The sequence below is a fragment of the Brevundimonas sp. Soil_N_31 genome, assembly GCF_057655995.1.
The window spans coordinates 144,139-170,911 of the sequence record NZ_JBDGLE010000007.1 but is presented as its reverse complement, the minus strand read 5'-3'; the positions used below and the strand labels follow the sequence as shown (position 1 = coordinate 170,911).

At 66.1% G+C, this 26,773-nt stretch carries 30 protein-coding genes and 1 tRNA gene; 16 read left to right on the top strand and 15 right to left on the bottom strand.

The features are described from left to right. Nucleotides 1–17 precede the first annotated feature (17 nt). Nucleotides 18–632 (bottom strand): hypothetical protein, encoded by a 615-nt coding sequence (locus tag AC3A3G_RS12970; RefSeq protein ID WP_487488367.1) that lies wholly within the window; start codon nt 630–632, stop codon nt 18–20. Between the two features lie 126 nt (nt 633–758). On the opposite strand from AC3A3G_RS12970, the gene rpmG reads away from it, so the two are divergent. Then, nucleotides 759–926 carry a 50S ribosomal protein L33 gene (gene rpmG / locus AC3A3G_RS12965; protein WP_003164451.1) on the top strand — a complete coding sequence of 56 codons (168 nt, stop codon included), beginning with the start codon at nt 759–761 and terminating at the stop codon, nt 924–926. 107 nt (nt 927–1,033) lie between these two features. Here rpmG and AC3A3G_RS12960 read toward each other — a convergent pair whose 3' ends face one another. Both AC3A3G_RS12960 and AC3A3G_RS12955 read right to left on the bottom strand, forming a co-directional pair. After that, nucleotides 1,034–2,395: a PleD family two-component system response regulator gene (locus AC3A3G_RS12960; protein WP_412877252.1), complete on the bottom strand. Its 1,362-nt coding sequence runs from the start codon at nt 2,393–2,395 to the stop codon at nt 1,034–1,036. A 3-nt stretch (nt 2,396–2,398) separates the two neighbouring features. After that, nucleotides 2,399–2,764: a response regulator gene (locus tag AC3A3G_RS12955; protein ID WP_125901983.1), complete on the bottom strand. Its 366-nt coding sequence runs from the start codon at nt 2,762–2,764 to the stop codon at nt 2,399–2,401. A 126-nt stretch (nt 2,765–2,890) separates the two neighbouring features. Between AC3A3G_RS12955 and AC3A3G_RS12950 the strand changes: the two genes are divergently transcribed. The 4 genes from AC3A3G_RS12950 to AC3A3G_RS12935 all read left to right on the top strand — a co-directional run bounded on the left by AC3A3G_RS12950 (nt 2,891) and on the right by AC3A3G_RS12935 (nt 6,222). Next, nucleotides 2,891–4,159, top strand: a complete 1,269-nt coding sequence (locus AC3A3G_RS12950; RefSeq protein ID WP_487488393.1) for a DNA polymerase IV — start codon at nt 2,891–2,893, stop codon at nt 4,157–4,159. Nucleotides 4,160–4,213: 54 nt separating this feature from the next. After that, a complete protein-coding gene (locus AC3A3G_RS12945) occupies nt 4,214–4,672 on the top strand; it encodes a RidA family protein (RefSeq protein WP_200166643.1) in 459 nt (152 codons plus the stop codon). Next, a complete protein-coding gene (locus AC3A3G_RS12940; protein WP_200166641.1) occupies nt 4,669–5,814 on the top strand; it encodes a GNAT family N-acetyltransferase in 1,146 nt (381 codons plus the stop codon). Before AC3A3G_RS12945 ends, AC3A3G_RS12940 begins: the two co-directional genes overlap by 4 nt. Nucleotides 5,815–5,916: 102 nt before the next feature. Next, the gene (locus AC3A3G_RS12935) at nt 5,917–6,222 is read left to right on the top strand and encodes a CsbD family protein (protein ID WP_200166640.1); all 306 of its coding nucleotides are present in this window, start codon (nt 5,917–5,919) and stop codon (nt 6,220–6,222) included. Between the two features lie 154 nt (nt 6,223–6,376). Here the strand turns inward: AC3A3G_RS12935 and clpA are convergent, their stop codons facing one another. The 3 genes from clpA to AC3A3G_RS12920 all read right to left on the bottom strand — a co-directional run bounded on the left by clpA (nt 6,377) and on the right by AC3A3G_RS12920 (nt 9,669). Then, nucleotides 6,377–8,683, bottom strand: coding sequence for an ATP-dependent Clp protease ATP-binding subunit ClpA (gene clpA, locus AC3A3G_RS12930; protein WP_200166638.1), 2,307 nt, complete (start codon nt 8,681–8,683; stop codon nt 6,377–6,379). Between the two features lie 12 nt (nt 8,684–8,695). Further along, nucleotides 8,696–9,025: an ATP-dependent Clp protease adapter ClpS gene (clpS, locus tag AC3A3G_RS12925; RefSeq protein ID WP_003164443.1), complete on the bottom strand. Its 330-nt coding sequence runs from the start codon at nt 9,023–9,025 to the stop codon at nt 8,696–8,698. Nucleotides 9,026–9,198: 173 nt separating this feature from the next. Then, nucleotides 9,199–9,669: a phasin family protein gene (locus AC3A3G_RS12920; protein WP_200166636.1), complete on the bottom strand. Its 471-nt coding sequence runs from the start codon at nt 9,667–9,669 to the stop codon at nt 9,199–9,201. 268 nt (nt 9,670–9,937) lie between these two features. Here AC3A3G_RS12920 and AC3A3G_RS12915 point away from each other — a divergent pair, with 268 nt between their 5' ends. Beyond that, nucleotides 9,938–11,347, top strand: coding sequence for a serine hydrolase (locus tag AC3A3G_RS12915; RefSeq protein ID WP_487488366.1), 1,410 nt, complete (start codon nt 9,938–9,940; stop codon nt 11,345–11,347). An 18-nt stretch (nt 11,348–11,365) separates the two neighbouring features. Here AC3A3G_RS12915 and AC3A3G_RS12910 read toward each other — a convergent pair whose 3' ends face one another. Together AC3A3G_RS12910 and AC3A3G_RS12905 are read right to left on the bottom strand one after the other, a co-directional pair. After that, the gene (locus tag AC3A3G_RS12910; protein ID WP_487488365.1) at nt 11,366–11,938 is read right to left on the bottom strand and encodes a DUF2239 family protein; all 573 of its coding nucleotides are present in this window, start codon (nt 11,936–11,938) and stop codon (nt 11,366–11,368) included. Between the two features lie 70 nt (nt 11,939–12,008). Next, the gene (locus AC3A3G_RS12905; protein ID WP_125901974.1) at nt 12,009–12,368 is read right to left on the bottom strand and encodes a phage holin family protein; all 360 of its coding nucleotides are present in this window, start codon (nt 12,366–12,368) and stop codon (nt 12,009–12,011) included. A 112-nt stretch (nt 12,369–12,480) separates the two neighbouring features. On the opposite strand from AC3A3G_RS12905, the gene AC3A3G_RS12900 reads away from it, so the two are divergent. Beyond that, a complete protein-coding gene (locus tag AC3A3G_RS12900) occupies nt 12,481–12,918 on the top strand; it encodes an HIT family protein (RefSeq protein WP_200166630.1) in 438 nt (145 codons plus the stop codon). 7 nt (nt 12,919–12,925) lie between these two features. Here the strand turns inward: AC3A3G_RS12900 and AC3A3G_RS12895 are convergent, their stop codons facing one another. After that, on the bottom strand, nt 12,926–13,276 hold the full coding sequence (locus tag AC3A3G_RS12895; protein WP_487488364.1) for a DMT family protein: 351 nt from the start codon (nt 13,274–13,276) through the stop codon (nt 12,926–12,928). Between the two features lie 51 nt (nt 13,277–13,327). Here AC3A3G_RS12895 and AC3A3G_RS12890 point away from each other — a divergent pair. The 5 genes from AC3A3G_RS12890 to AC3A3G_RS12870 all read left to right on the top strand — a co-directional run bounded on the left by AC3A3G_RS12890 (nt 13,328) and on the right by AC3A3G_RS12870 (nt 15,813). Beyond that, nucleotides 13,328–13,403: transfer RNA gene (locus AC3A3G_RS12890), tRNA-Thr, on the top strand. Nucleotides 13,404–13,563: 160 nt separating this feature from the next. Next, nucleotides 13,564–13,887, top strand: coding sequence for a hypothetical protein (locus AC3A3G_RS12885; protein ID WP_412877245.1), 324 nt, complete (start codon nt 13,564–13,566; stop codon nt 13,885–13,887). Between the two features lie 121 nt (nt 13,888–14,008). After that, nucleotides 14,009–14,461, top strand: coding sequence for a GNAT family N-acetyltransferase (locus AC3A3G_RS12880; RefSeq protein ID WP_487488363.1), 453 nt, complete (start codon nt 14,009–14,011; stop codon nt 14,459–14,461). Nucleotides 14,462–14,568: 107 nt separating this feature from the next. After that, a complete protein-coding gene (locus AC3A3G_RS12875) occupies nt 14,569–15,195 on the top strand; it encodes a TetR/AcrR family transcriptional regulator (protein ID WP_200166626.1) in 627 nt (208 codons plus the stop codon). Nucleotides 15,196–15,273: 78 nt separating this feature from the next. After that, a complete protein-coding gene (locus tag AC3A3G_RS12870) occupies nt 15,274–15,813 on the top strand; it encodes a c-type cytochrome (RefSeq protein WP_487488362.1) in 540 nt (179 codons plus the stop codon). A 79-nt stretch (nt 15,814–15,892) separates the two neighbouring features. Here AC3A3G_RS12870 and AC3A3G_RS12865 read toward each other — a convergent pair whose 3' ends face one another. From AC3A3G_RS12865 to AC3A3G_RS12850, 4 genes are all read right to left on the bottom strand, one after another. Continuing rightward, entirely contained in the window at nt 15,893–19,129 is a 3,237-nt protein-coding gene (locus AC3A3G_RS12865; RefSeq protein WP_207896393.1) for an efflux RND transporter permease subunit, read from the bottom strand. After that, nucleotides 19,129–20,274, bottom strand: a complete 1,146-nt coding sequence (locus tag AC3A3G_RS12860; RefSeq protein WP_487488361.1) for an efflux RND transporter periplasmic adaptor subunit — start codon at nt 20,272–20,274, stop codon at nt 19,129–19,131. Before AC3A3G_RS12860 ends, AC3A3G_RS12865 begins: the two co-directional genes overlap by 1 nt. 109 nt (nt 20,275–20,383) lie before the next feature. Next, the gene (locus AC3A3G_RS12855) at nt 20,384–21,172 is read right to left on the bottom strand and encodes a hypothetical protein (protein ID WP_412877240.1); all 789 of its coding nucleotides are present in this window, start codon (nt 21,170–21,172) and stop codon (nt 20,384–20,386) included. Continuing rightward, nucleotides 21,169–21,939: a class II aldolase/adducin family protein gene (locus AC3A3G_RS12850; RefSeq protein ID WP_200166621.1), complete on the bottom strand. Its 771-nt coding sequence runs from the start codon at nt 21,937–21,939 to the stop codon at nt 21,169–21,171. The genes AC3A3G_RS12855 and AC3A3G_RS12850 overlap by 4 nt, the downstream gene beginning before the upstream one ends. On the opposite strand from AC3A3G_RS12850, the gene AC3A3G_RS12845 reads away from it, so the two are divergent. The 4 genes from AC3A3G_RS12845 (at nt 21,938) to AC3A3G_RS12830 (ending at nt 24,544) form a co-directional block, all read left to right on the top strand. Further along, nucleotides 21,938–22,081 carry a PIN domain-containing protein gene (locus tag AC3A3G_RS12845; protein ID WP_200166619.1) on the top strand — a complete coding sequence of 48 codons (144 nt, stop codon included), beginning with the start codon at nt 21,938–21,940 and terminating at the stop codon, nt 22,079–22,081. The genes AC3A3G_RS12850 and AC3A3G_RS12845 overlap by 2 nt on opposite strands. An 18-nt stretch (nt 22,082–22,099) precedes the next feature. Beyond that, nucleotides 22,100–23,194 carry a DUF2336 domain-containing protein gene (locus tag AC3A3G_RS12840; RefSeq protein ID WP_368925016.1) on the top strand — a complete coding sequence of 365 codons (1,095 nt, stop codon included), beginning with the start codon at nt 22,100–22,102 and terminating at the stop codon, nt 23,192–23,194. A 31-nt stretch (nt 23,195–23,225) separates the two neighbouring features. Continuing rightward, nucleotides 23,226–24,005 carry an NAD kinase gene (locus tag AC3A3G_RS12835; protein WP_125901963.1) on the top strand — a complete coding sequence of 260 codons (780 nt, stop codon included), beginning with the start codon at nt 23,226–23,228 and terminating at the stop codon, nt 24,003–24,005. Between the two features lie 62 nt (nt 24,006–24,067). Next, nucleotides 24,068–24,544: an Hpt domain-containing protein gene (locus AC3A3G_RS12830; protein WP_125901962.1), complete on the top strand. Its 477-nt coding sequence runs from the start codon at nt 24,068–24,070 to the stop codon at nt 24,542–24,544. A 53-nt stretch (nt 24,545–24,597) separates the two neighbouring features. On the opposite strand, the gene spbR is transcribed toward AC3A3G_RS12830, so the two are convergent. Next, on the bottom strand, nt 24,598–25,737 hold the full coding sequence (spbR, locus tag AC3A3G_RS12825; protein ID WP_200166615.1) for a SpbR family protein: 1,140 nt from the start codon (nt 25,735–25,737) through the stop codon (nt 24,598–24,600). 89 nt (nt 25,738–25,826) lie between these two features. Further along, complete coding sequence (locus AC3A3G_RS12820; protein ID WP_200166613.1) at nt 25,827–26,624, bottom strand: transglycosylase SLT domain-containing protein; 798 nt, start codon at nt 26,622–26,624, stop codon at nt 25,827–25,829. Between the last annotated feature and the right edge of the window lie 149 nt (nt 26,625–26,773).

Sequence of the window (26,773 nt, the reverse complement as noted above, 5' to 3'; positions counted from 1 at the left end):
CGCAGCGGCCTCGCGTCTTATTCGGCGACCGGTTCGGTCAGGTCGAAATCAACCTGGAAATGGCGGTTCGGCCGACGCAGTTCATAGGTAAACGTCTTGCCGGGATGGACCTCCATCGCCCAGACGTTGGTCGTCGAGACCGAGGCGTCCTGGGCGTTGAACAGGTCGATGGATTCCTGATCCACCGGGAATTCCTGACGCTCGGCCGTGCCTTCGTTCTTCGTATCGCCGCCGTACCAGTGCAGCGGATCGGTCTTGCCGTCCGGCTGGCGGTGATCGTGTTTCAGGCGCAGGCCCGATTCGGTGCGGGTCACGACCCAGGTGCGCGAGCGGTCTTCGCCGACCCAGAAGGGAATGCGAATCTCATCCTTCGAGCAGTCGCGCACATGCATCAGCAGGCGTTTGCCGACGAAGTCCGAGTCGGCGGCCTCGTTCGTGACGACCTTGCCCTCAAAGCGCTGGCCGCAAAGGGCGGTCAGATTGGCGAAGAAGGCGTCCTGGGCCGTGGCCGGAGCCGCATCGGCCGTTGCGGCGGGCGTCGCAGGCTCGGACGAGCAGGCGGACAGGGTCAATCCAACCGCAATGGCGGCGACGGACAGGGCGCGGGCAGGCTTGAAGTAAGGCGTTTTCATGTCGAAACACTAGCGCTTCTGCGACGCCGCTCAACGCGACATCGAAACCGTTGACTTTGAGCCCGTCCTGAGTATGTTCCGCGCCTCTCGTTTCATGCGGCTTTCGCCGTCGCAAAGGTACTTCCGATGGCCAAACCGGCTTCCATCAAGATCCGCCTGAACTCCACCGCCGACACCGGCTTCTTCTACGTCACCAAGAAGAACGCCCGTACGATGACCGAGAAAATGGTCGTCAAGAAGTACGACCCGGTCGTCCGCAAGCACGTCGAGTTCAAGGAAGGCAAGATCAAGTAAGGGCCAACGCGCCCCGGGCCTCTCGGTCCGCTTGATTGCTGGAAATGAAAAACGCCCGGTCCGCCGACCGGGCGTTTTTCTTCGTTTCAAACGACGTCTGCAACCGTTCAGGCCGCGCGCGCGACGACGCGGTTGCGCCCTTGGGCCTTGGCCTCATAGACGCCCTCGTCCGCGCGTTTGAGCAAGGCTTCCGGCGTGTCGTAGACGCCCACTGTAGCGGCCACGCCAACCGAGACAGTAACGCCTAGAAGATCGCCGCCGGCAATCCGGAACGGCGCAGCGCCCACGTCACGGCGAATACGCTCCGCAATGCGATGAGCGTCTTCCAGAGTGGTTCCAGGCATGACGACCACGAATTCCTCGCCGCCGAACCGGCAAGGCAGATCGACAGCGCGCACATTTGTCGCCAGCCGGACCGAGAACTCGCGCAGAACCTCGTCTCCGACATCATGGCCGAAGGTGTCGTTCACCGCCTTGAAGTGATCGATGTCCAGCACCAGCACGGCCACAGGATCGCCGCCCCGCGTGGCGCGCGCCACCAGAGCCTGAATCTGACTGTTCATATAGCGACGATTATGCAGACCCGTCAGCGGGTCGGTAATCGCCATCTCCAGATTATAGTCCAGCTTTTCACGCAGGAAATCGCCGTAGCGTTTGCGCTTCACCTGGGTGCGGACCCTCGCGGACATCTCTTCAGGATCGACTGGACGGGCCAGGATGTCATGCGCCCCAAGGTCCAGCGCCTTCAGCAAGCGCGGTCGGTCATGAGTGTCGATCAGGGCCAGGATCGGAATGCGCCGCGTCGCCTCCTTGGATCGCAACTGGGCGATGAGGCGCAAACCATCGAACCCTTCGGATGAGACATTGACGATGACCAGATCGACCGGTCCCCGCGCAGCGTCCAACCCGCCCTCAAGAGTGATCTCCACTGTCGGACGGTGCTCGACCGACAGCTCGCGCGCGATCATCTCGGCCTGAAGTTCATTGTCATCAACGACCAGCACACGGCCGCCTGAGCCCTTGAGGCGAGCCACGTGGCCCGTGTCCATGCCAACGCGGCGACTGCTCTCCTCGCGCTCGCGCAGTTCGTCCATGACCATCTTGAGGCGCGTCAGGCTCTTGACCCGCGCCATCAGGATGACGTCGTTCAGAGGCTTGGACAGGAAGTCGTCAGCGCCGGCCTCTAGCCCACGAATGCGATCATGACGACCGTCGAGGGCTGTCACCAGCACCACAGGAATATGGCGCGTCTCTTCGGCGGCCTTGAGCCGGCGGCAGGTCTCGAACCCGTCCATGCCCGGCATCATGACGTCCAGCAGAATCAGATCCGGTTGCTCATCCCGGGCCAGACGCAGGCACGAAGCTCCGTCGCCGCACGTCAGGACGTCGTAATACTCAAGAGTCAGCTTGGCTTCGAGCAGGCGGACATTCGCCTCGACATCATCCACCACCAGGATTCGTGCGCTCATCGCCTACCCCAGGTGTTTCCGCACCGTTTCAAGGAAGGAGACGACCGAGATCGGCTTGGAAATGTAGGCCTCGCAGCCCCCCTGACGAATACGTTCCTCATCACCCTTCATAGCAAAGGCTGTAACGGCGATGACAGGAATATGGTTCAGCTCGTCGTCATCCTTGAGCCACTTTGTGACTTCCAGGCCGGAGATCTCCGGGAGCTGAATATCCATCAGGATCAGGTCGGGACGATGCTCGCGCGCCAAGGCCAGCGCCTGCAAGCCCTCGCGGGTCTGCAGGGTCTGATACCCCTGAGAATCGAGCAGATCATGAAACAGCTTCATGTTCAGCTCATTATCCTCGACGATGAGGACCTTCTTCGACATCCGTCACCCGGCTGTTTCGCCAAAAAATCGCGCCTGTGCGCAGGGCTTTTCGCCTTCTTCGGGTGCACTCTCGCCCACGCAGTCTTAAGTTGGGGTGAAGCTGAAGAACCGGAGTCATCCTTGAACCTGAAGGCCGTCTGCCGCGACTGCCTGTGGACGGGCGACCGCAAGGTCGCGCGGTGTCCCGTCTGCGCGTCGCGCCGGGTGATCGCTCATGACGAGCTGAGCGATCTGCACATCGCCCACCTGGACTGCGACGCCTTCTACGCCTCGGTCGAGAAGCGCGACCGGCCGGAACTGCGCGACAAGCCGGTGATCGTCGGCGGCGGCAAGCGCGGGGTGGTCTCCACCGCCTGCTATGTGGCGCGGCTGTACGGCGTCGGCTCGGCCATGCCGATGTTCAAGGCGCTGAAGGCCTGTCCCGACGCCGTGGTCATCAAGCCGGACTTCCGCAAATATGTGGCCGAGAGCGAGCGCATCTTCGGCGCCGTCCATCGCCTGACGCCGCTGGTGCAGACCCTGTCGCTGGACGAGGCCTGGATCGACCTGAAGGGCACCGAGCGGCTGAACGGCGGCCCGCCCGCCTTCCAGTTGGCGCGCCTGCAGAAATGGATCGAGGACGAGACGGGCCTCAGCGTCTCCATCGGCCTGGCGCCCAATCGCTTCCTGGCCAAGATCGCGTCGGAGCTGGACAAGCCGCGCGGCTTCTCCGTCATCGGCGTCGCCGAGGCCCAAGGCCTGTTGGCGCCCCGGCCCGTGACCACCCTGCCCGGCGTCGGGCCGGTGTTCGGCCGCACCCTGCGCTCTGACGGTTTCGCCACCATCGGCGACCTGGCCGCCGCTGAGGTGAAGGATCTGGTCCGGCGCTATGGCGAGACAGGCCTGCGCCTGCACGACCTCAGCCACGCCCGCGACAGCCGCCCGGTGAACCCGGACCATGACCGGCGGGGCATGAGCGCCGAGACCACCTTCAACGACGACCTGACCACCGCCGAGGCGCTGGAGGCCGAGCTGTGGTCCCTGTGCGAGAAGCTGGCCTCCAAGGCCCGGCGCGACGGCGTGGCCAGCCGCGTCGTGGTGCTGAAGCTGCGCAAGACGGACTTCAAGATCGTCACCCGCCGCATCACCCTGGCCGAGCCGGTGCAGACGGCGCGCGCCCTGTTCGCCGCCGGGCGCGACTTGCTGAAACCGGAACTGGGCGTGCCCTATCGGCTGATCGGCATCGGCATGGCCGACATCGCCGACGCCCATGACGCCCCCGCCGGCCTGTTCGCCACGGCCGAGACCCGCGCCCTGAAGACCGAGACCGCCATCGACGCCCTGCGCGACAAGTTCGGGGCCGCCGCCGTGGTGGCCGGACGCGCGTTGAAGCGACCAAATGAACGCCCCGGATGACGCGGCGGCCGCGCCGCGCTAAACCCCCTCCACCCTTTCATACGGAGTCGCCCCATGAGCATTCACGCCCGCATCGCTGAACTCGGCATCACCCTGCCCGAGCCCGCCAAGCCGGTCGCCAGCTATGTCTCCTACGTCCGCTCGGGCGAGCAGATCTTCATCTCGGGCCAGTTGTCGAACGACGCCAGCGGCGGCATCAAGGGCACCGTCGGCGTGGACGTGACCCCGGAGCAGGCCGCTGAGGCCGCCCGCCTGTGCGGGATCAACCTGCTGGCCCAGATCAACGCCGCCGTCGACGGCGACCTGGATCGCGTGGTCCGCATCGTCAAGCTGGGCGGCTTCGTCCAGGCCGGGCCGGACTTCGAGGCCATCCCCGGCGTGATCAACGGCTGCTCGGACCTGATGGTCCAGGTCTTCGGCGACGCGGGCAAGCACTCGCGCTCGGCCGTCGGCGTCTACAAGCTGCCGCTCGGCTTCGCCGTCGAAGTGGACGCCATCATCGAGGTGAAGTGAGCTTCACCCTTCAGGTAAACGACAGCATCGCCGCTATCGGCCGGGACGCATGGGACGCCTGTGCGGCCCCAAGCGGCGATCCTTTCGTCTCCTACGACTTCCTCGACGCCTGCGAGGCGTCCGGCAGCGCCGTCCCGTCTGAAGGCTGGGCGGCGCGCCATCTGTCCCTGCATGATGAAGACGGCGCCGTGATCGGCGTCATGCCGCTCTATCTCAAGGGCCACAGCCAGGGCGAATACGTCTTCGATCACAGTTGGGCCGACGCCTATGAGCGCGCGGGCGGGCGTTACTATCCCAAGCTGCTGGGCGCCGTACCCTTCACCCCCGCGAGCGGCCCGCGCTTCCTGAACGCGCCGGGTACAGACGCCGCGACCGTGCGGCAGGCCCTGCTGCAAGGCGCGCTGACGCTGACCCAGCGGCTGGGCGTCTCGTCCCTGCACGTCAACTTCCCGCTTGAGGCCGAATGGCGCGCCATGACCGAGGCAGGCTTGCTGCCGCGCCGGGACATCCAGTTCATCTGGCGCAACGACGGCTATCGGAGCTTCGACGACTTCCTGGCCGCCCTGTCGTCCAACCGGCGCAAGACCATCCGGCGCGAGCGGCGCGAGGCGCAGGCCGATCTCGACATCCGCGTCCTGACCGGGGCGCAGATCACGCAGGCGCACTGGGACGCCTTCTTCGCCTTCTACATGGACACCGGCGACCGCAAATGGGGGCGGCCCTATCTGACGCGCGACTTCTTCGCCCGCGTCGGGGCCGGCATGGCCGACCGCATCGCCCTGGTCATGGCGTTCGAGGGCGAGACGCCGGTGGCGGGAGCGCTCAACTTCATCGGCCGCGACGCCCTGTATGGCCGACAGTGGGGGACGCTGGTCGATCGACCCTTCCTGCATTTCGAGCTGTGCTATTATCAGGCCATCGACTTCGCCATCGCGCGCGGCCTGTCGCGAGTCGAGGCGGGCGCGCAGGGGGATCACAAGATCGCGCGCGGCTACCTGCCCTCCCCCGTCTATTCGGCCCACTTCATCACCGATCCGGCGCTGCGCGATCCGGTCGCCCGCTACCTGGATCAGGAGCGCCCAGCGGTCGAGATGGAGATGCACGCGATGACGGCGGAGTTGTCGCCCTATCGCCAGGGCTGATCTTCAGGGCTGACATTTCGTCGCGAGGGGGCGTCCGGCCAGGAACCCTCGGGGGCCGGATGCGCTTGGGGTGTGAGTCTCCTCCTCAACACAGGGATCAACATGACTGACCAACGTATCGAAGGCGTCGCGACTGAACTGAAGGGCAAGGCCCAGAACGGCTTGGGTCGGCTGACCGGCGACAGCAAGCTTCAGGTCGAAGGCAAGATGAACGAAGTGAAGGGCAAGGCGCTGGACGCCTATGGCCGCGTCATCGACGGCCTGGACGGCATGGTGGACAGGGCCCCCGCCGACCTGCGCGATCCCGCTCGCAAGGGCTTGGACTTCGCCCGCCGCAAACCGCTGCTGACCACCGGCATCATCGCTGGTGCGGCGGTGCTGCTCGGCGCCCTGGGTCGCAAACGCTGATCAAGGCCTTCTCCCCCTGTGGGAGAGGTGGCTCGCGAAGCGAGACGGATGAGGGGTTGCGGGACGACAAATCCCGCAACCCCTTTTTCACGTCGCAAGACCCCTCATCCGGCCCTGACGGGCCACCTTCTCCCACAAGGGGAGAAGGATAAGATCAGGCCGTTGCTTCTTCCTCTTCCTTCACCGCCGCGCCCTTGGCCGGGGTGATGTCGAAGGCGATTTTGCCGTCCTTCAACTCGACCTTCACATGGCCGCCGCGGGTCAGGCGGCCGAACAGGATGTCGTCGGCCAGCGGCTTCTTGATGTGTTCCTGAATGACGCGGGCCAGGGGACGCGCGCCATACAGTTCGTCGAAGCCGTTCTTGGCCAGCCAGTCGGTCGCCTCGTCCGTCAGTTCGATGGTGATGTTGCGATCCGCCAGCTGGGCTTCCAGCTGCATCACGAACTTGGTCACCACCGAGCGGATCGTCTCGGCGCCCAGCGGCTTGAAGGCCACGATGGCGTCCAGACGGTTGCGGAACTCCGGTGCGAACAGGCGCTGAATGGCCTTGTCGTCCTCGCCCTCGACCTTGCCCCGGCCGAAGCCGATGGAGGCGCGAGCGTTGTCGGCGGCCCCGGCGTTGGTGGTCATGATCAGGATGACGTTCCTGAAGTCGACCTTCTTGCCGATGGCGTCGGTCAGCGTCCCGTTGTCCATCACCTGCAGCAGGATGTTGTAGACGTCGGGGTGCGCCTTCTCGATCTCGTCCAGCAGCACCACCGAGTGCGGATGCTGATCGACGGCGTCGGTCAGCAGGCCGCCCTGGTCATGACCGACATAGCCCGGAGGGGCGCCGATCAGGCGGCTGACCGTGTGACGCTCCATGTATTCCGACATGTCGAAGCGCTGCATCTCGATGCCGAGCGTGGCGGCCAGTTGCTTGGCGACTTCCGTCTTGCCGACGCCGGTCGGGCCGCTGAACAGGAAGGCGCCGATGGGCTTGTTCGGGTCGCGCAGACCCGCCCGCGCCAGCTTCATCGCCGACGACACCTGATCGATGGCCTGCTCCTGACCATAGACCGTCCGCTTCAGATCGGTCTCCAGCTCGCGCAGGGATTCCGTGTCCGACTTGGACACCGACTTGGGCGGGATGCGAGCCATCTTGGCGATGACGGCCTCGACCTCCTTCTGACCGATGACCTTCTTGCGCTTCGATTCCGGCAGCAGCATCTGCGACGCCCCGGCCTCGTCGATCACGTCGATGGCCTTGTCCGGCAGCTTGCGGTCGGTGATGTAGCGCGCCGACAGATCAACCGCCGTGCGGATGGCCGAGTCCGTGTAGCGCAGCTTGTGATGCGTCTCATAGGTCGTCTTCAGACCCTTGAGGATCTTCACCGTATCCTCGATCGTCGGCTCATTGACGTCGATCTTCTGGAAGCGGCGCACCAGGGCGCGGTCCTTCTCGAAGTGCTGGCGGTATTCCTTGTAGGTGGTCGACCCCATGCAGCGCAGGCTGCCCGAGGCCAGCGCCGGCTTCAGCAGGTTGGAGGCGTCCATGGCCCCGCCCGACGTCGCGCCGGCGCCGATTACCGTATGGATCTCGTCGATGAACAGGACGGCGTTCTCGTGGTTCTCCAGCTCCTTGACGACCTGCTTCAGCCGCTCCTCGAAGTCGCCGCGATAGCGGGTGCCCGCCAGCAGAGACCCCATGTCGAGGCTGTAGATGGTTGCGCCCTTGAGAACCTCCGGCACCTCGCCATTGACGATCTTGCGCGCCAGGCCTTCGGCGATGGCGGTCTTGCCGACGCCGGGGTCGCCGACCAGAAGCGGGTTGTTCTTGGTCCGGCGGCACAGGATCTGGATCGAGCGATCGACCTCGGCCTGACGACCGATCAGCGGATCAATCTTGCCGTTCTTGGCCTTCTCGTTCAGGTCGATGCAATAGGCTTCCAGCGCCTCGCCGCCTTGCTTGACGACCGAGCCGTCCTCGGCTTCTTCCGGGCTGGCGCCGCCGCGCACAGAGCGGGCTTCATTGGCCCCGGCCTTCTTGGCTATGCCGTGGGCGATGAAGTTGACCGCGTCGTACCGCGTCATGTCCTGCTCCTGCAGGAAATAGGCGGCGTGGCTTTCGCGCTCGGAGAAGATGGCGACCAGGACGTTGGCGCCGGTCACTTCCTCGCGGCCGGACGACTGGACATGGATCACCGCGCGCTGGATCACGCGCTGGAAACCGGCCGTCGGCTTGGCGTCGTCGCCGTCGGCCGTGGCCAGGGCGGCCAGGTCGGTGTCGACATAGGAGCCGAGCGCCGCCTTCAGCGCGCCCAGATCGACGTTGCAGGCCGTCATCACGGCCGAGGCGTCCGGATCGTCGATCAGGGCCAGCAGCAGGTGTTCGAGCGTGGCGTATTCATGCCGGCGCTCGTTGGCGTAGTGGACCGCGCGGTGCAGGGTCTCTTCGAGAGGACGGGAAAACGAAGGCATGGCAGGTTCCTCTCAGTCCTTTTCCATCGTGCATTGCAGGGGGTGCTGGTGGCGTCGCGCCGTCTCGACCACCTGGGCGACCTTGGTTTCGGCCACTTCGTAGGTGAAGACGCCGCAGACCCCGACGCCATGCTGGTGCACGTGCAGCATGATGCGGGTCGCGTCCTCGCGGCTCTTCTGGAAGAACCGCTCCAGCACGTAGATGACGAACTCCATGGGGGTGTAGTCGTCATTCAGGATCAGCACCCGATAGAGCGAGGGCCGCTGAAGTTTCGGCTTTGTCTCGGTGACGACGGCGGCGCCTGCGCCTCCGCCTTGCTCACCTGGCCGTCTGTTAGGCATTCGTGGTCCGTAATCGGGGAGTGTCAAAAGATCAGATAGGGAATGATGGCCTGATTTGTAGATGCGTCCAGTCCAACCTGCCGTCACGCACGCCCAGTTGATGCCTGAACATGAAAAGGCCCCGGCGTTTCCGCCGGGGCCTTTCAGAAGGCTTGAGAAGCTGAAGGACGCGCTTAGCGGGCGGCCTGGAACTGCTCGACAGCGGCCGAAACGCGCTCGTTGATCGGCTTGAAGCTGTCCTTGACCGAGGCGGTCATGGTCTCGGTCGCCTTGCCGAACTCGGCCAGATAGGCCTCGGCGGCCGACTTGGCCCAGTTGGTCTGCAGTTCGAACAGTTCCTGCACCGAGCGAGCCTGCGAGAAGGACTGAGCCGCGGCGACGCCGTCTTCCCAGGACTTCTTGCCATAGGCCACGGCCTGTTGCGACAGCGCCTCGGCGCCCTTCTGGGCGGCGGCGGCAGATTCGACCACGGCTTCCAGGTTCTTCTTGCCGTGCGCGTTGATCTCGCTCAGCGAGGCGACCGACTTGTCGACGCCTTCGCGGAACGCCTTGGCGCCGGCGGCCTGGATGGATTCAGCCTGGGCCTTGGCCTTAGCGGTGGTTTGTTCGACGGTCTTCTTCACGGTCTCAGCGGCGTCAGCCATGGGGAGTCTCCTGAAGCAAAAGGGTTCTTGCGACAGGCGAGCCCATCGCGACAACGGCGATATGGTGCACCTGCGAAAAGACTTCAAGTGAAATTTGTGCGACGCACAATATGATCGCTGATAACCTGCCGTCTGGATGCGGCGAGCGATCACAAGTCTGTTGACGGGCCGTTAACCCTCTCGAAACCGGGGAAGCGGATGTTAGCCTTTGTAACGCGCGTGATCGCAGCCGTCTTCGCGCCACAGTGACGAGGCTAGTAGCTTGCCCATGAACGCCATCTTCCGCCGTCGTTTCCTGGCCGCCCTGGTCCTGGGAGGCATCGTCCTGACGCCGACAATCGGCGTCGCGCCGCCGGAAGCGCAGTCGTCCGATAGTCGGTATGCGGCCATCGTAGTGGACGCCGCCTCGGGCGAAGTGCTGTTCTCACGCTTTGCCGACGCACGACGCTATCCGGCCTCCATCACCAAGGTCATGACCCTGTATCTGGCGTTCGAGGCGTTGGAGTCCGGCAAGGTCAATCTGAACGACACCCTGACCGTTTCGCCGCGCGCGGCGTCGCAGCCGCCGTCCAAACTGGGCCTAGCCGCCGGTCAGACGATCAGCCTGGACGACGCCATGCGCGCCACGGCCGTCCGCAGCGCCAACGACATGGCCGTGGTCATCGCCGAGCATATCGGCGGCTCCGAAGGCCGCTTCACCCAGATGATGACGGAGAAGGCCCGCGAGCTGGGGATGGAGCAGACCCGCTTCACCACCGCCAACGGCCTGCCTGACACGCGCCAGGCGACCACGGCGCGCGACCTGTCGATCCTCAGCCGCGCGGTCATGCGCGACTATCCGCAATACTATCGCTACCTCGGCCTGCACGACTGGTTCTACAAGGGCCGCGACTACCGCAACACCAATGGCCTGCTGGCCACGGGGCGCGGTTATGACGGCATCAAGACCGGCTTCACCAACGCCTCGGGCTACAACCTCGCGGCGTCGTCGGTGCGCGACGGCAAGCGGATCATCACCATCGTCATGGGCGGCCGCTCGACCAAGAGCCGCAACGACCACGTCGCCGAACTGATGGACACCGGCTTCGAGGTGCAGCGTCGCCGCGGCCAGGGCGAGCGCATCCAACTGGCTCAGGCCTTCTTCGAACAGCGCGGCTATGGGATCAGCGCCGATCCTTCGCCGCCCGTCGCCTACGCCTCCCTGTCCGACGAGGACGGCGAAGGCGTCGGTTCCTCGACCGAGGTGGCCTATGTCGCCGGTCCGCCGCCGCGCAACCTGCCGACCGAGGTGACGCCGCCGCCGTCGGCGCGCCGCGCCGAGAACCGTCCGCCCGAAAACCTGACCGCCGCCCTGAACGGCGGTTCGGCCGCCGCACCGGCGGCGCCCGCCCGCGCGACCCGCAACGCATCTGCGCGCGCCGCCGCCCCTGCCCCTACTCCGGCAGGCCGCTGGACCGTCCAAGTCGGCGCCTTCCGCGAGGAAGCCGTGGCCCGCGACTGGCTGAACGACGTCAGCCGCCGCTTCCGCACCCAGTTCTCGAGCGCCCAGCGCGACGTGCAGACGGCCAACGGCTGGTATCGCTCGCGCTTCACCGGCATGACCCAGCAGTCGGCCGAGGCGGCGTGCGAAGCCCTGTCCGAGCGCCGCGTCACCTGCATGGTGATCCGCCCCAGCTGATTCAGCGTCCCTGATTTCTCAGCATCCTTGGCCGTTACGCCATCCAGGCTCGGCCAGACGACGGGCGTAATCACGCACGTCCGTCGGCCAGGCCTCCGTGCGGGCGTCGAACGCCGTCCAGTCGCCCGCGAACAGCATCCGCACGGCCTCCTCATAATCCGGCAGGTCGCCCGCCACAGCGGTCATGAAGCGATAGGCCGCCTCGCGGCTGCGACGCATCCGGTCCGGCCCCTCCGCCTCGCGCAGAGCGGCTTCGACCAGCTTGCGCAGTGCCACCGACGCCCCACCCGGCTGTGACGCCAGCCAGTCCCAATGGCGCGGCAGCAAGGTGACTTCACGCGCAGTCACGCCCAGCTTCGGCCGCCCCGGCCCGCGCTTCTCCGGCTCCGGTTGCGGCGGCTCGAGCGGCAGGCGCGCCAGCACCGTCGCCAGGTCGCCGCGCAGATCCAGCTCCACCGGCCGGGCATCCTCGTCTCGAAAGACCAGAACCGTTCGCCCGGCCTCGCGCGCGCCCTTCACCGCTTCTGCGATTTGGACCAGCGGCCCGGTCGCGATCATCGTGTGGCCGCTAAAGGCCGTGCATAGGGGCATAATCCATCCTCGCTTTGTTGAGGACAAAATTACCCGGATGATATTATCGCGTCAATATTACCCGGACAATTTATGAGCGCCGCTCGTCCATGCCGCCGAACAGGGCCCCGGCGATCCAGCTGACCACGCCGGTGACGATGGCCGCGCCGATCCCGGCCCACAGGCCATCGACGACGAAGCCGCCCAGGAACATGGCCGTCAGCCCGATCATGGCGGCGTTCACCACCAGCAGAAACAGGCCGAAGGTGACGATGGTCAAAGGCAGGGTCAGGATCACCATCAGCGGACGCACGAAGGCGTTGACCACGCCCAGGATGACCGCCGCCGCGATCAGCGAGCCGGTCGAGGTGAACTCCACCCCCGGCACCAGCTTGGCCGAGGCCCACAGGCCGATCGCCGTGACCACGGCCTGAACGATGAAACCCAGCATGACGCCTCCAACTGTAGAACCTTGACCATATAAGCGCATATCGCGGCGTTCGGCTCCGTGCGTCGGGCAAGTTCGCCTGCTAGGCTGATCGCCTACCCCGAAGGAGACCCCCATGAGCCTTCACGGCGCCTACGACCCGGACAACATCTTCGCCAAGATCCTGCGCGGCGACATGCCCAGCGTGAAGGTGTGGGAGGACGACGACGTCCTGGCCTTCATGGACGTGTTTCCCCAGTCCGAGGGCCACGTCCTGGTCGTGTCCAAGACCTCGACCGCCCGCAACATCCTGGAGATCGAGCCGCAAGCCCTGGCCCGGCTGACCGCCGCCGTCCAGCGCACCGCTCGCGCGGTCGAAAAGGCGCTGAAGCCCGAGGGCCTCAGCCTGATGCAATTCAACGGCGACGCCGGCGGCCAGACGGTCTTCCACCTGCACTTCCACATCGTGCCCCGCTGGGCGGACCGTCCGATGAAGGGCCACGGTCACGCCCCCATGGCTGACGCCGAGCATCTGAAAACGCTGGCCGCAAAGATCGCGGCCGAACTGGCCTGACTGCCCGTCAGAGCGGCCCCTTGAAGATGAAGAAGGCGCCGCCCGCGATCAGCACAAAGCCGATCAGGTGGTTCACCGTCAGCTTCTCGCCCAGGTACATCACCGAGAAGATCGCGAAGACCAGCAGGGTGATCATCTCCTGCATGGTCTTGAGCTCGGCCGCCGAATAGACCTGATGGCCGATGCGATTGGCGGGCACGGCCAGCCAGTACTCGAAGAAGGCGATCCCCCAGCTGATCAGGACCACGATCCACAGCGGCTTGGCCCCGAATTTCAGGTGGCCATACCAGGCGAAGGTCATGAAGACGTTGGACAGCGCCAGCATGACGATGGGCGCGAGATAGGGCAGCGAGGGCATTCGATCACTGTGCTTGCGTCAAACAGATTCCGCCAGCATAAGGCGGGCCACGCCGGTTTAGCTCAGCTGGTAGAGCAGCGGTTTTGTAAACCGAAGGTCGCGGGTTCGATTCCTGCAACCGGCACCACCCTCTCCCGATCAGGATGAGGGCGGTCAGGCCCGCGCATCGCGAGATGCGACGCCGTTCTCCGTATCGACGGATCGCGATTCCTCACGCTACCCTCCTCCGTCAGCGCGGGAGGCTTGCGGTCTCCCGCCCCCGATCTTGCCGCCCTGGAGGACGAAGAATGCGAAAATTCACCCTGCTGCTCGCTCTGCTCGTGATGGTTCCGACTGTGGTCGAGGCCCAGGGACGGCGGCAGAGGGTTCCGGATCCCGATCCCCAACTCCGCGCGACCGATTGGATTCCGCTTTCTCAATCGATGACCGAATTGCTGAATGCAGGCTGGAAGATCATCTCGCACGCCCACTATCAGACCGAGGTGTTCAACTCCAATCCCAATATAGAGTCGTTCTCTTTCATTCTCACGAACGGCGACCGATACGTCATCTGCATGATCGACGATCCGGTCATGAACAACACCACCACCAGATGCCGTGCCCTGAACTAATGGAACGCTGAGCTGCGCCCGGCGGGGAGGCGGACGGTCGCCTCCCCTTTTCGCTGCCTCAGACGTCCGGCGTCCATCCGCCGCAGGGCGAAGCATGGAGAAGCTTTGCAATATGCCGTCCATGCCCCCTGAAAACGAAATCACCTTCCGTCGCATCACCTCGGAAAACGTCAGCGAAGTCTGCGAACTCAGCGAAACCTTGTCCCCGACGCAACGCGCCGTGGTGGCCGACAACGGCGTGTCCATCGCCGAAGGCTTCTGTTCGGACGCCGCCTGGTTTCGCGCGGTCTATCTGGACGAGACCCTGGTCGGCTTCGTCATGGTCAACGACGGCATCGACTGCGACGGCCCCTATCTGTGGCGCCTGATGATCGCAGGCCCGCACCAGGGCGCGGGCGTCGGCCGCCGGGTCGTCGAGATGGTGAAGCAGCGCCTGCGTCGTCGCGGCTACGCCACCCTCTACACCAGCTACGGCCTGGGCGAAGGCAGCCCCGAGGGCTTCTATCGCCGCCTGGGCTTCGTGCCCACGGGCGGCTTCTTCGGCGACGAGGTCGAGGTCTGCGCCACCCTGTAGGCCGCGCTCCTGCTTGGGTCGCGCTTGTCGCAGAGGGCGGAAGCCGCTAGGCCTTCGCCTTCTCCCCTTTCCGGCCCGTTTTCATCGCAACTTCGGCCGCCTCCCACATGTCCGAGACGACCAACAAGCTGGGTCACAGGATCCGAACACGGGGCGCCCGCACCCGGCGCGCCCTGCTGGACGCCCTGCGCAATCTGCTGAACAGCAAGCACCTGGGCGAAATCCGTCCGGCCGATGTGGCGGCGGCGGCGGGCGTATCAGCGCCGACCTTCTACACCTACTTCGCCTCGGTCGAGGAAGGCCTGCTGCTGCTGTGCGAAGAGGCGGGCGAGGACTTTCAGCGACTGGCCGCGCACATCCACGCCGACTGGTCGGGCGAGCGCGCCTTTGAGGCTGCGCGCGCCTATGTGCTGGAAGTTCTGGGCCTTTGGAGCGATCACGGCCCGGTTCTGCGGGTCGAGCACATGCTGGCCGACATGGGCGAGCCCGCCTTCGCCGAGAGCCGCATCCGCCGCCTGCGTCGCCTGCACCTGGCGCTGGAGCGCCGCATCGCCCAGGCCCACGCCAGCGGCCTGCACCCGGAAGGCCTCAATCCCCGCCTGACCTCCTATGAGACGGCGAACCTGGTGGAATCCGTCGCGGCGGGCTTCGAGCTGATGCGGCGCGCCGATACGCCGGAAGCCATCATCGACACCACCGCCCACATCGTGGTGAAGCTGACCACCGGGCGCTGACGCCCTGGCTTGGACAAGCTGTCCATTGCGACGGCGCCCTCATGGGCTAAAGCATGACCCTCGGCCAAGGAGTGCGTCATGTTCCGTCTTTCGTCCTTCCCCACGATCCGCCGCACGTCCGGCCCGGCCGCCGCGTTGGCTGTCGCGCTAACAGTCTCTCTGGGCCTCGCGGCCTGCGGCCAGGGCGCCGAAGGTTCAGGGACCAGCACGGCCGAAGCCCCCAAGCCCCCCGCGCCGACCGAGGCCGAGAAAGCCGCCCTGCTGGCCTCCCTACCCGCCCCCTACGACCAAGCGGACCTGGAGAACGGCCGCCGCGCCTTCGCCCGCTGCCGTTCGTGCCACACCATCACGCCGGGCGGTCCGAACATGACGGGCCCTAACCTCTATGGCGTCTTCGGCAGCAAGGCGGGCGCGCGCGATAAATACAGCTATTCTCACGCCATGCGGACGGCAGGCTTCACCTGGGACGCCGAGACGCTGGACCATTGGCTGCAAAACCCGCGCACCTTCCTGCCCGGCAACAAGATGAGCTTCGCCGGCCTGCCCGACGCCACGGACCGCCGTGACGTGATCGCCTTCCTGAAGGTCGAGACGGGGTTCAAGCCGACCGGCGAATAGCGGCAGAGCACGGCTGAAAGCAAAAGGGCGACGGACCGTGGTCCGCCGCCCTTCGCATGGCACAGGCCTGTCAGGCGGTCTATTCCGCCGGGCTCATGTCCGGCTCGAGGCCGTCGCGCTTCTCCTGCGCCTCCCACTCCTCGATCTTGCGGGCGGTGTATTCCGGCGACTTGGTGAAGCGCGCCAGCACGCCGTAGATCACCGGCACCACGAACAGGGTCAGCACCGTCGCGAACATGGCGCCGGTGAAGATCACCACGCCTATGGTCTGACGGCTGCCCGCCCCCGCCCCTTGCCACAGCACCAGCGGCAGGGCGCCGAAGGCGGTGGCGATCGAGGTCATGATGATCGGACGCAGGCGCAGCGACGAAGACTCGATGATGGCCTCGCGGATGCTCCGCCCCTGATCGCGCAGCTGGTTGGCGAACTCGACGATCAGGATGCCGTTCTTGGCCGCGACGCCGATCAGGATGATCAGGCCGATCTGGCTGTAGATGTTCAGGCTGGAGCCCGCCATCAGCAGGCCGAACAGCCCGCCCGCCGCCGCCAGCGGCACCGTCAGCATGATGACCGCCGGGGTGATCCAGCTCTCGAACTGGGCCGCCAACACCAGGAAGACCAGCAGCAGGGCCAGGGCGAAGGCCCAGCCCACGGCGCTCCCCGCCTCCTGCTGGTCGCGGGCGGCGCCGCCCCAGCGGATATTGGTCACGCCCTGCGGCTGCTTGGCGACTTCGGCGTTCAGGAACTGCACCGCGTCGTCGATGGTCGTGCCGGGGTTGAGATCGGCCGCCAGGGTGATGGCCCGTTGACGATCCAGACGGCGACGGTCCGGCGTATCGCCCGAAGTCTTGGTCGTGACCACCGCCGACAGCGGCACCAGTTGCGCCGTGCCGGTCGAGACATAGAGCGACTCCAGGTCCGTCACCTCACGGCGGTTGTCGCGCTCGGTCTGCAGGATGACGTCGTACTCCTGACCGCCCTTGATGTAGGTCGTCGCGCGACGCGAGCCGAACATTGTTTCCAGCGTGCGGCCGATCTGTTGCGAGGAGACGCCCAGAGCCGCCGCCTTCTGCGGATCGACGTCGACCAGCAGGCGCGGCGCGTTCGGCTCATAGTTCAAGCGCGGACGCGAGAAGCCGGGGTTTTCCTGCGCCGCCGCCAGGATGGGCTGCAGCCAGTTGTAGATGGCGGCGTATTCCGAACCCGTGACGACCATCTCGACCGAGTTGGAGTTGCCGCCGCCGCGCTGGAAGGCGCCCGGTGTCGAGGCGTTGACCTGGGCGCCGGTCTGGTTGCGCAGCTTGCCGTTCAGCTCCTGGGCGATCTCATCGGCGGAGCGGTCGCGCTCGGCCCAGTCGGCCAGATTCACGACAGCGCTGCCCGAGCTGAAACCGGAACCGCCGAATCCCGGCGCCGAGATCAGGAAATTCGCCGCCTCTCCGCTGTCGCGGTATTCGGCCAGGATAGGCTCCAGACCCAACATGATCTGTCGAGTGTAGTCGAAGCCCGTACCTTCCGGTCCGGCGATCCGCAGAGTTACGCGACCCCGGTCCTCGTTCGGCACCAGTTCATTGGGCAGATGCAGGAAGATGCCGGTGGCGCCCGCCGCGACCAGGACGATCAGGGCCGCCATGCCGCCAACAGCGATCCGACGGCCCAGTAAGGCGTCCAGCGAAGCCGCATAGGACCGCTTCAACGCATCCATGCCCGCATCCACGCGCCGCGCCACCCAGCCGCCGGTGTGCGCCGGCTTCAGGATCTTGGACGCCAGCATGGGCGACAGACTGAGCGCCAGGAAGGCCGAGAAGGCCACGGCCGCGGCGATGGCGGCGGCCAGCTCCACGAACAGACGGCCGACGTAGCCCGGCAGGAACAGCAGCGGCGCGAACACCGACAGCAGGACCACCGTCGTCGCCACAACGGCGAAGAAGACCTGACGCGCCCCGCGCTCGGCGGCCACCAGCGGAGGCTCGCCGTGGTCCAGGCGGCGTTGAATGTTCTCCACCACCACGATGGCGTCGTCGACGACCAGGCCGATGGCCAGCACCAGGGCCAGCAGCGTCAGCAGGTTCAACGAGAAGCCCAGCGGCGCCAGGACGATGAAGGTCGCCAGAAGGCAGATAGGCGCCACCACCGACGGGATGATCGCCGCCCGCAGGCTGCCCAGGAAGATGAAGTTGACCAGGGCCACCAGCGCCATGGAGATGCCGATGGTGATCCAGACCTCGTCAATGGCGTGCGAGGTGAAGACCGAGTTGTCGGACCCGACCTCCAGCGTCGTGCCGGGCGGTAGGCTGGGCGCGATTTCTTCCATCAGCTTGCGCGCGCCTTCGGAGATCTGCAGATCGTTGGACTGGGCCTGACGAGTCACGGCCAGACCGATCTGATCAATGCCGTTGCCTCGGAACAGACGGCGAGCCTCCGCCGGCGCTTCCTCGATGCGGGCGATGTCCCCCAGACGAGTGACGTAGGCGGCGTTGCCGATCAGGGCGCCGGTGACGCCATTGGTCATGGCCGCCGAAGCGGCCCCCAGGGTGCCGGACGCCTGAGCGCCCGTGGCGGTCGAGGCCGAGCCGCGCGTGCCGATGGGCAGTTGAGCGAAATCGGCGGGGTCGGCGTAGTTGCGCGCCACGCGGACGGTGTAGTCCTTCTGCGCCGATTCAAGCGCGCCAGCGGGCAGTTCGACGTTCTGGTTATTCAGGGCGGTTTCGACATCGGTGACGGTCAGCCCGCGCGCCGCCATGGCCCCCGCATCCAGCCAGATGCGCATGGCGTAGCGTTGCTCACCGAAGATATTCACCTGGGCCACGCCCGGCACGGTGGCGAAACGGTCCACCAGATAGCGACGGGCGTAATCCGTCAGCTCCATCCGATCCATGGTGGTGGAGCGCAGGAACATGATCATGATCGGCTGGCTGTCGGAATCGGCCTTGGCCACTTCCGGCGGATCCGCCTGGTCTGGCAGACGACCCAGCACGCGCGAGATGCGGTCGCGCACGTCATTGGCTGCGTCATCGATGTTGCGGTCCAGCGAGAACTCGATGTTGACGCTGGAACGGCCGTCGCGACTGGTCGAGTTGATGCGCTCGACGCCCTGGATGCCGGCGATCTGCTGCTCGATCGGTTCAGTGATCCGGCTCTCGATCACCTCGGCCGAGGCGCCGGCGTAGTTGGTGCTGACCGAGACGACCGGCGGGTCCACGTCCGGCAGTTCCCGCACCGGCAGGAAGAAGAAGGCCGCCGCGCCGATGACGCACAGGACAATGGCCGCCACCGCCGCAAAGACGGGACGCCGAACCGAAACATCAGACAGCATCATGGGCGGGCCGCCTGCGGCGCGCGAGCGCCGCCATTGGCTGGAGCGCCGCGCTGCCGGCCTTCGGCGCCTTCAACGGTGACGGGGGCGCCCGGCTGGATGCGGTTCAGACCCGATGCGACGATGCGGTCATTGTTCGTCAGGCCTGAAACGATCTCGACGAAACCGCCCTCGACGGCGCCGGTCTGGACCTCGACGCGCTGGGCGGTCGCGCCCGCCTCGCCACGCGCGATGCGATACACGAAAGCGCCCTGACCTTCATATTGAACGGCCGCCTCAGGCACGGCCAGGGTCTGGCGGCGGCCCTGGTGCACGGCGACGCGCATCATCATGCCGGGACGAATGCGGTTACCGGTGTTGGGGAACTCGGCGCGGGCGATGACCGCACGCGTCTGCTCATTGACGCGGGTGTCCAGCAAGGCGATCCGGCCGTTGAACGCTTCGCCGGGGAAGGCGTCTGAGGTGGCCGTGATCGGCGCGCCGACCGGCAGGATGCCGAGGTACCGCTCAGGCAGCGGGAAATCGACGCGGACGGCGCTGACGTCGTCCAGGGTGGTGATGACCGAACCGGGCGAGATCAGCGTGCCCGGCGTGACCGTCGTCAGACCCAGAACGCCCGTAAAGGGCGCGCGCAGGATGCGGTCGCCGCGACGAGCTTCCGACGCCGCTAGAGCCGCCTGGGCTGTCTTCAGCGCTGTTTCCGACGTTTCGGCCATGACGCGCGGCGCGACGCCGCGTTCGGCCAGGATACGGTAACGATCATACTCGCGCTGGGCGTTCTCCAGCTGGGCGCGGGCGCGGATCAGGTCGGCGTCTTCCTCGCGCGCCTGAAGTTCGACCAGGGGCGCTCCGGCGTTCACGCGCTGACCATCGGTGAACATGACGCGCGTCACCAATTCGGCGGTGTTTGAGGTGATGTTGACCGAGCGACGGCTGCGCGCCACGCCCAGAACGCGAATCTGGTCAGCGAACTCACGTCTCTGAGCGGTGACTTCCTCGACCACCTGGCCGCGACCGCCCTGGCCTCCCGGTCCCTTGCGATCACCTGCGCCGCCGTCGCTGAACGCGATCTTGGCGACCGCCGCCACGATCATCAGCCCCAGTACGCAGGCCGCAGCGATTATGAAAAAATGGCGTTTGAACACGCGACGCAGTCTCCCCGACAACAAGCGCCCCGCTTAGCGGGTCATCGCCGTTACGCAAATAACGTATCTGTAACGAGGCTATGCTCGGATTCCGTCGCGGAATTTCGCGCTAAAAACGTCGCCAGATTCCGATGACGGGGCCTTGTCCCGCAGGAGTTTCGCGACCTGCGACGGCGGTGCGCCAACCCGCCTGCAGGCTCCAGTCGCCGAGTCGCCGCACGACCGAGGTTTCCAGCGACAGCCAACGCGCCCCGCCGTCGTCCGCCGCCCCCGCATAGGCCTGACCCAACAGCATCCAGTCAGGGGACAGAGGCGCGCCCGCCGTCAGGTCCAGCCGCGTCTCGTCGGGCAAGCCGGAGCGCCAGCGCCGAGCCGCCTGAGCCTCGATGAAGCCGCCCTGCCCGTCCACGCCGAAATTGCGGGCCGCCAGCAGACGCGCCTCCCAGTCGTGATCGCCTGCGCCGGGCGCAGCGTAGCCGGCGTTGCGGCCCTCGCCGCCATGTGCATAGCCGACATAGACTGCGGCGACGTTGCGCGCGTCGCGATACGCCTGCCAGCGGACGCCGATCTCAAGCGGGCCGCGTCCCTGATAGTCGACGAAGGCGTCGCGCCCGTCCTGCCACTCTCCCTTCATCTGCAGGGTGAAACGCTCATCCAGGCCGTATTCGACCAGAAGGGAGGCCGCGCTGTCACGACGATCGCCTGGCAGGTTGACCCGATCGCCGTCGGGCGAAAAGGCCTCATCCGCGCGGATGCTCTCATACTTGAGAATGGCCTGGCCCTGGCCCTTCGGCAGGTTCCAGGCGCCAGCGCATGCGGGCTGTCCGGTCGCAAGCAGGGTCAGGCCCGCCAGCAGGCCGATCCCCCCTCCCCGAAGTCCGCCCCCCAGCGGCCTCACACGTCGTAACCGGGCGATTTTCGCTGAAGCTGGCGCAGGGCCCCGGGCCAGGCCAGCGAAGAGACGAAGCCGATGCCGCGTCCCTGCTCCTTCGTTTCGGCCTGGGCCGCGTCTGGCGCGATCAGGACATTGTCGCGCCCCGCCGACAGAGCCGCCACCTGCTGAGCGCAGGCGCGCTCCAGGAAGAAGATCCCCACCCAGGCTTGGGCCGCAGTGTTCCCCACCGCTAGGGTGCCATGGTTGCGCAGCAGCATCAGGGACTTGTCGCCCAGATCCGCCACCAGCCGCTCACGCTCGTCGTGGTTCAGCGCCAGACCTTCATAGCCGTGGTAGGCGACCTGATGCTGCAACAGGCAGGCGTTCTGGCTGATCGGCAACAGGCCGTCCTTCTGCGCCGCGACGCCGACGCCGTTCACCGTGTGCAGGTGGATGACGAAATGCGCCTCTTCGCGCGCCGCATGAATCGCTGAGTGAATGGTGAAGCCGGCCGGGTTGATAAAGCTGGTCGTGTCTTGGACGATATTGCCCTCCAGATCGACCTTCACCAGGGAAGAGGCTGTAATCTCATCGAAATACCAGCCGTAGGGATTGATGAGAAAGTGATGCTCCGGTCCCGGCACGCGGGCCGATATATGGGTGAAGATCATGTCGTCCCACCCATGCAGCGCCACCAATCGATAAAGGGCCGCCAGCTCGACGCGCGTGCGCCATTCGTCCTCTGACACTCGTCCCTGCAAAGAGGGCGCCCCGCTCATGCCGTCCGCCATGACCACTCCCCTGATCAGCGTTCAGGTGAAGCGTCTCCCCGACAGCCGGCGTCGTCAAGCGGAACGGCGCTTTTCCCAAGACTTCATTAACCCTGTTTTCATCGCGCCGCCCCATGATGCGTTCGCCGCAGAGGCAGGCTGAATTTCCGCGAGGGGCGCCGTGGAGTCCACGACTGTGACGTTCGACGGGCCGGGCGCTCTGCCCTTGAGCAGTCTTGAGCAACTGGTCGATCTGGCGAAGGGCCAGCCGCCCGAGCGCCAACGCGGACTGCTGATCGGGGTGGCCGACTTGTACCGCTCGGTCGGCGGGAGCGACCGCGCCCCCTCAGCCTTGGCCGACGCCTTCATCGCCCTGGTCCGAGCGGCCGAAGCCGACATCCGCCGGGCCCTGTCCGAGCGCCTGGCTGACGCCGACTGGGCGCCGCCCGGCCTGGTGCGGATGCTGGCCGCCGACGCCATAGAGATCGCCCGTCCCGTCATCGCCGCCAGTCCGCTTTTGCAGGACGACGACCTGTTGAAACTGCTGGCCCAGACGTCGCTGGATCACCAAGTGCAGATCGCCCTGCGCCCCGGCCTGAGCGTCGCCGTCGCCCGCGCCATCCTCAAGGCCGACGATCCGACCGTGTTGACGGCTCTGGCCTCCAACCGCACGGCGGCGCTGGACGCCGAGGATATGAGCCGCCTGGTGGACCGGGCGCGTGAACTGGCGGCTTTGCGCGCGCCGCTGTCTCGCCATCCGCACATGACGCCTGACCTGGGCGCACGCCTGTATCAGTGGGTGGGCGAGGCCCTGCGCCAGGCGATCATGGAACGCTTCACCCTGGACCCCGCCCGCCTAGCTGAAGCGGCCCGGGCCGCCGCCCGGGAAGCCACGTCCCCAGATATCGCCGCCGCCCGTCTGGTCGCCAAGCTCCAGGCCGCCGACCAGCTTCGCCCCGCCACCCTGATCCGCGCCCTGCGCGATGATCGGCTGGAGGTCTTCATCCACGCCCTGAGCCGCCTGGGAAGGCTAGACCTGGATCAGGTGCGCCGTGCGCTGCGGGCCGACACGGCTCGACCGTTATTTCTGGCTTGCACCGCAGCCGGGCTGGACCGCGCCGCCTTCCCCGCCGTGCTCAGCGAGGTACGACGAATGAATGACGGCTTCCCTCATGACCCTGATGGCGGCGCCTGGCGCCTGGCCGAGCGTTCAGCAGCGCAGGCGGCCTATGAATTCCAGCTGCTGATGGCGCCCGAAGACGGTCGTCCCGTTTGACACGCGGCCTCGGCTCCGCTTGCCTAGGCGCGTGACCCAGCCTTTCCGCCCCACCGCCCTCACCTTCCTGGCCAGCGATCGGCCCGAAGCCGAGGAGGCGCGCCTGAGACTGAGCGAACGCTACGGCTCAGTTCCCGTGACGGAGGCCGAAGTCATCGTGGCCCTGGGCGGCGACGGCTTCATGCTGGAAACGCTTCACAACAACCTGCAACTTCAGACACCCGTCTATGGGATGAATCGCGGCTCGGTCGGCTTCCTGATGAACGACTATGAGGAAGACGATCTGCTGGAGCGGGTGATCCAGGCGGATCGAACCGTCCTTCACCCCCTGCAGATGGACGCCTGGACCGAGAGCGGCCAGGTCCACAGCGGCCTGGCGGTCAATGAAGTCTCCCTGCTGCGTCAGACCCGCCAGAGCGCCAAGCTGCGTATCAGCATCAACGACAAGGTGCGGTTGGAGGAATTGACCTGCGACGGTTGCCTGGTCGCGACACCGGCGGGATCGACCGCCTATAATCTATCGGCTCACGGGCCGATCATTCCGCTGGACGCGCCCAGCCTGGCGCTGACGCCGATCAGCGCCTTCCGCCCCAGGCGCTGGCGCGGGGCGCTGCTGTCGCACACGGCGAGGGTGCGGTTCGACGTACTGGAGGCCGACAAACGACCCGTCAGCGCCACGGCGGACAACTTCGAGGTGCGGCGCGTCACACGGGTCGAAGTGCGCGAGCGACGCGATATCGCCCTGACCATGCTGTTCGACGCAGGGCGGTCCTATGAAGAACGCGTCATGGCCGAACAGTTCGCCGCCTGAAACGTCACGGTTTTTTAGAACTCTCGCGGCACATTGGATTTTACAGTTCAGGAGTCCGGCCCGTGAGCAATTCTTCCAACGTCTTTCGTCCGCCCAACGCCCTGCGCGCCAAGGTCGGCGGCGGCTTCGGCGGTATCGACGCCAACGCCATCGCCAAGGCCGAAGAGGCCCTTAAAGCCATGTCGGCCCAGTTCGGTCAGTGGCTTCAGGATGAAGTGGCCAAGCTGGATCAGACCCAGGCCGACATCCGCACCAAGGGCTACACCACCGAAACCGCCGAGGCGCTGTATTTCCGCGCGCACGATCTGAAGGGCCTGGGGACGACCTATCAATACCCGCTGGTAACGCGCATCGCCGGATCGTTGTGTCGGATGCTGGACGACGCCGACAAGCGGATGAAGGCGCCTCTGCCCGTCATCGACGCCCATATCGACGCCATCAAGGCCGTGGTGCGTGACGAGATTCAGACGGATGAACACCCGGTCGGCCGCGACCTCGCCGAAGCGCTGGAAGCGCGCGTGGCCGAGCACCTGGGTTAAAATCTGCCTCAAGCAGCATCGATGAGAGGGGCGTCCGCTGGGCGCCCTTTCTTCTATGCGGCGCCGATAGCGGCCAGAGCTTCAGGCGCCGGACGATCCAGGCGCTCCATCAGATAGGCCAGATCTTCGCGTGCGGCGTCCGGGCGCTGACTGAGGAAGCGCTCCAGCATACGCTGGCGGAAGGCTTCGCCCGAGGTGTCGCCGCCCTCGGCCTGCAGCACACGCCAGGTGTCGACGCCGGAGCGGAAGGCCTGGAACAGACGTGGCGGCATTCCTGCACGGTCATAGAGCGCCTTCAGCCCCAGCGGACCTGCATCGTGCACCATCAGCCAGGCGCGGTGATGCGGCGTGCCCGCCAGCTCCGCCAGAGCATGTTCAAACAAGGCCATCTGCCCCCGCGCCAGAGCGCGCAGCAGTAGCGACGGCGTCAACGCCTTGCGGCCGTACAAGCGGGCGACGAATTCCGGCAGATCCACAGCCACCCGGGCCTGATCGATCAGATCCACCGTCACCCGCTCACGCGCGAAGTCGGCGAACTGGATGGCGGTTTCCGGCGCCAGCGCGTGGCGCGTGACCAGATGCTCGCGCGCTGCGTCCGAAGCCAGGACCACCAGGCGTTCGGTCACGGACAAAGGCAGCACCTGACGATAGGCCAGGGCCGACACCACCTCGGATGCGTGACCAAAGCGGTCGACCACCAGACCCAGGGCGTCTTCGGAAAGGTCTGCGTTGTCGTTGGCCGCCAGGGCCAGAACCGCTTCCTGTCGCCCCTCGGCGGCCAGGACCGTCGCTACGTCGCGCGGCACGCGTGAACGCGACGCCACAGCCGCCTGACGGACGGCCGATCCGGCGCGCACGATCTCGATCAGGTCGTCATCGGAAAAGGCGGGCGAACAGTTGATGATAGGCAGAGCCACGCTGTCCACGTCCGCAGCCAAACGACGCGCCACCTCACGTGGCACCAAATCCGACGCCTTCAGCGTCACGGCCAGGGCCCGTCGCACGAGTTCAGCCGTGTCAGCGGCTAGGACATTGAGTATTTTCCTGGCCGCCGCGCGCTCCGTCTCGTCCAGCACCATGCGATCGATGCTGCGGAACAGCTTGTGGGCCGCCGCCGCGCGATCGTCCTCGACGTCGGACTTGATCAGGCGCCTGATGTCGCTTTCCGTCAGTCGGGCGCGGTAGGCGGTCATGGATGAAGCTCAGAGCGGCGAAGAATCAATCGTCACTCATAGCGTTACATAGTTAAGGCCCGGTTAGGAATAAGGCGGAACGAAGGTCTTCAGCCAGGCTTGTTCGGCGGCGGGCCGTAGGCGCCGCCAAAGCCGCCGCCCGCTCCCCGCCCGTCCTGGCCCAGCAGCAGGGCCAACAGGCTTTGATCCTGCTTCAGACGGTCCAGGCGCGCGGCCAAGGCGCGCTCCTTATCGCCCAACTCGGGAACGGGTTTCACGCTACCGGCGCCGGCGGCGGGCGCGGCCTCGCCTGCTGTGCGCTGCAGATTGGCATGCACCTCGGCCACCGACGCCGGGCGGCCGTTGCGATAGAAGATGGAGCGGTTCGCCGAGGCCGCCTCGGGGAACAGGGCCGCCGCGCTGGACTGGGGCCGCGACTGCATGGCCTCCATCAACTTGGCTGCGCCCGCCGGACCCAGAAAGTGAGCCGCATACAGGTCGCCGCCGTTCGGCTCACGTCCTGTACGTCCGCGCAGATAGGCCGCGTTCGAAGCTGTCAGTTCCCCCGCCATGGTCGAAGCGGCCTGAGGATCGAAGCGCAGATCCAGCACGACGTTGCGCGCCGAACCACGCACCTGCCAGCGCCCGTCGCCGCCTTGGTAGATCAGATCCGAATACTGGCCGTAGCCGTGCTTGGCGCCGTGCCGCTTCACCGTGCCCAGCCAGGTCTGCTCGATGAACTGGAACAGGCCCGAGGCCGAGGACGTCGGCGCCCGCGCATTGGGGTTCATCGCGCTTTCGCGGCGCGCGGTCTTCATCAGGAAATCGAAGTCCACGCCCGTCGAGGTCGAGGCGCGCCGAATGGCCGCCTCCACGCCGCCGGATGATGGAATCGCTTTCACGGTCATGTGTGAACGGTCGCTAACCTCGGTAAACGAAACCTTAACGCAACGCCGCCGCCGTTAACAATTCCAAGCGCCACAATAAGGCCGCAAGCGAAGCGCGAACTTCGTTCCGTGGGTGCTGGGGAGGGCCTGCGACAGGAGGCGCGTAAGTC

What these genes read in the sequence shown, in the direction of transcription:
- AC3A3G_RS12970 (WP_487488367.1), bottom strand. Translation starts at nt 632, where the DNA reads ATGAAAACGCCTTACTTCAAGCCTGCCCGCGCCCTGTCCGTCGCCGCC.
- rpmG (WP_003164451.1), top strand. Translation starts at nt 759, where the DNA reads ATGGCCAAACCGGCTTCCATCAAGATCCGCCTGAACTCCACCGCCGAC.
- AC3A3G_RS12960 (WP_412877252.1), bottom strand. Translation starts at nt 2,395, where the DNA reads ATGAGCGCACGAATCCTGGTGGTGGATGATGTCGAGGCGAATGTCCGC.
- AC3A3G_RS12955 (WP_125901983.1), bottom strand. Translation starts at nt 2,764, where the DNA reads ATGTCGAAGAAGGTCCTCATCGTCGAGGATAATGAGCTGAACATGAAG.
- AC3A3G_RS12945 (WP_200166643.1), top strand. Translation starts at nt 4,214, where the DNA reads ATGAGCATTCACGCCCGCATCGCTGAACTCGGCATCACCCTGCCCGAG.
- AC3A3G_RS12935 (WP_200166640.1), top strand. Translation starts at nt 5,917, where the DNA reads ATGACTGACCAACGTATCGAAGGCGTCGCGACTGAACTGAAGGGCAAG.
- clpA (WP_200166638.1), bottom strand. Translation starts at nt 8,683, where the DNA reads ATGCCTTCGTTTTCCCGTCCTCTCGAAGAGACCCTGCACCGCGCGGTC.
- clpS (WP_003164443.1), bottom strand. Translation starts at nt 9,025, where the DNA reads ATGCCTAACAGACGGCCAGGTGAGCAAGGCGGAGGCGCAGGCGCCGCC.
- AC3A3G_RS12920 (WP_200166636.1), bottom strand. Translation starts at nt 9,669, where the DNA reads ATGGCTGACGCCGCTGAGACCGTGAAGAAGACCGTCGAACAAACCACC.
- AC3A3G_RS12915 (WP_487488366.1), top strand. Translation starts at nt 9,938, where the DNA reads ATGAACGCCATCTTCCGCCGTCGTTTCCTGGCCGCCCTGGTCCTGGGA.
- AC3A3G_RS12910 (WP_487488365.1), bottom strand. Translation starts at nt 11,938, where the DNA reads ATGCCCCTATGCACGGCCTTTAGCGGCCACACGATGATCGCGACCGGG.
- AC3A3G_RS12905 (WP_125901974.1), bottom strand. Translation starts at nt 12,368, where the DNA reads ATGCTGGGTTTCATCGTTCAGGCCGTGGTCACGGCGATCGGCCTGTGG.
- AC3A3G_RS12900 (WP_200166630.1), top strand. Translation starts at nt 12,481, where the DNA reads ATGAGCCTTCACGGCGCCTACGACCCGGACAACATCTTCGCCAAGATC.
- AC3A3G_RS12895 (WP_487488364.1), bottom strand. Translation starts at nt 13,276, where the DNA reads ATGCCCTCGCTGCCCTATCTCGCGCCCATCGTCATGCTGGCGCTGTCC.
- AC3A3G_RS12885 (WP_412877245.1), top strand. Translation starts at nt 13,564, where the DNA reads ATGCGAAAATTCACCCTGCTGCTCGCTCTGCTCGTGATGGTTCCGACT.
- AC3A3G_RS12880 (WP_487488363.1), top strand. Translation starts at nt 14,009, where the DNA reads ATGCCCCCTGAAAACGAAATCACCTTCCGTCGCATCACCTCGGAAAAC.
- AC3A3G_RS12875 (WP_200166626.1), top strand. Translation starts at nt 14,569, where the DNA reads ATGTCCGAGACGACCAACAAGCTGGGTCACAGGATCCGAACACGGGGC.
- AC3A3G_RS12870 (WP_487488362.1), top strand. Translation starts at nt 15,274, where the DNA reads ATGTTCCGTCTTTCGTCCTTCCCCACGATCCGCCGCACGTCCGGCCCG.
- AC3A3G_RS12865 (WP_207896393.1), bottom strand. Translation starts at nt 19,129, where the DNA reads ATGCTGTCTGATGTTTCGGTTCGGCGTCCCGTCTTTGCGGCGGTGGCG.
- AC3A3G_RS12845 (WP_200166619.1), top strand. Translation starts at nt 21,938, where the DNA reads ATGACCACTCCCCTGATCAGCGTTCAGGTGAAGCGTCTCCCCGACAGC.
- AC3A3G_RS12850 (WP_200166621.1), bottom strand. Translation starts at nt 21,939, where the DNA reads ATGGCGGACGGCATGAGCGGGGCGCCCTCTTTGCAGGGACGAGTGTCA.
- spbR (WP_200166615.1), bottom strand. Translation starts at nt 25,737, where the DNA reads ATGACCGCCTACCGCGCCCGACTGACGGAAAGCGACATCAGGCGCCTG.
- AC3A3G_RS12820 (WP_200166613.1), bottom strand. Translation starts at nt 26,624, where the DNA reads ATGACCGTGAAAGCGATTCCATCATCCGGCGGCGTGGAGGCGGCCATT.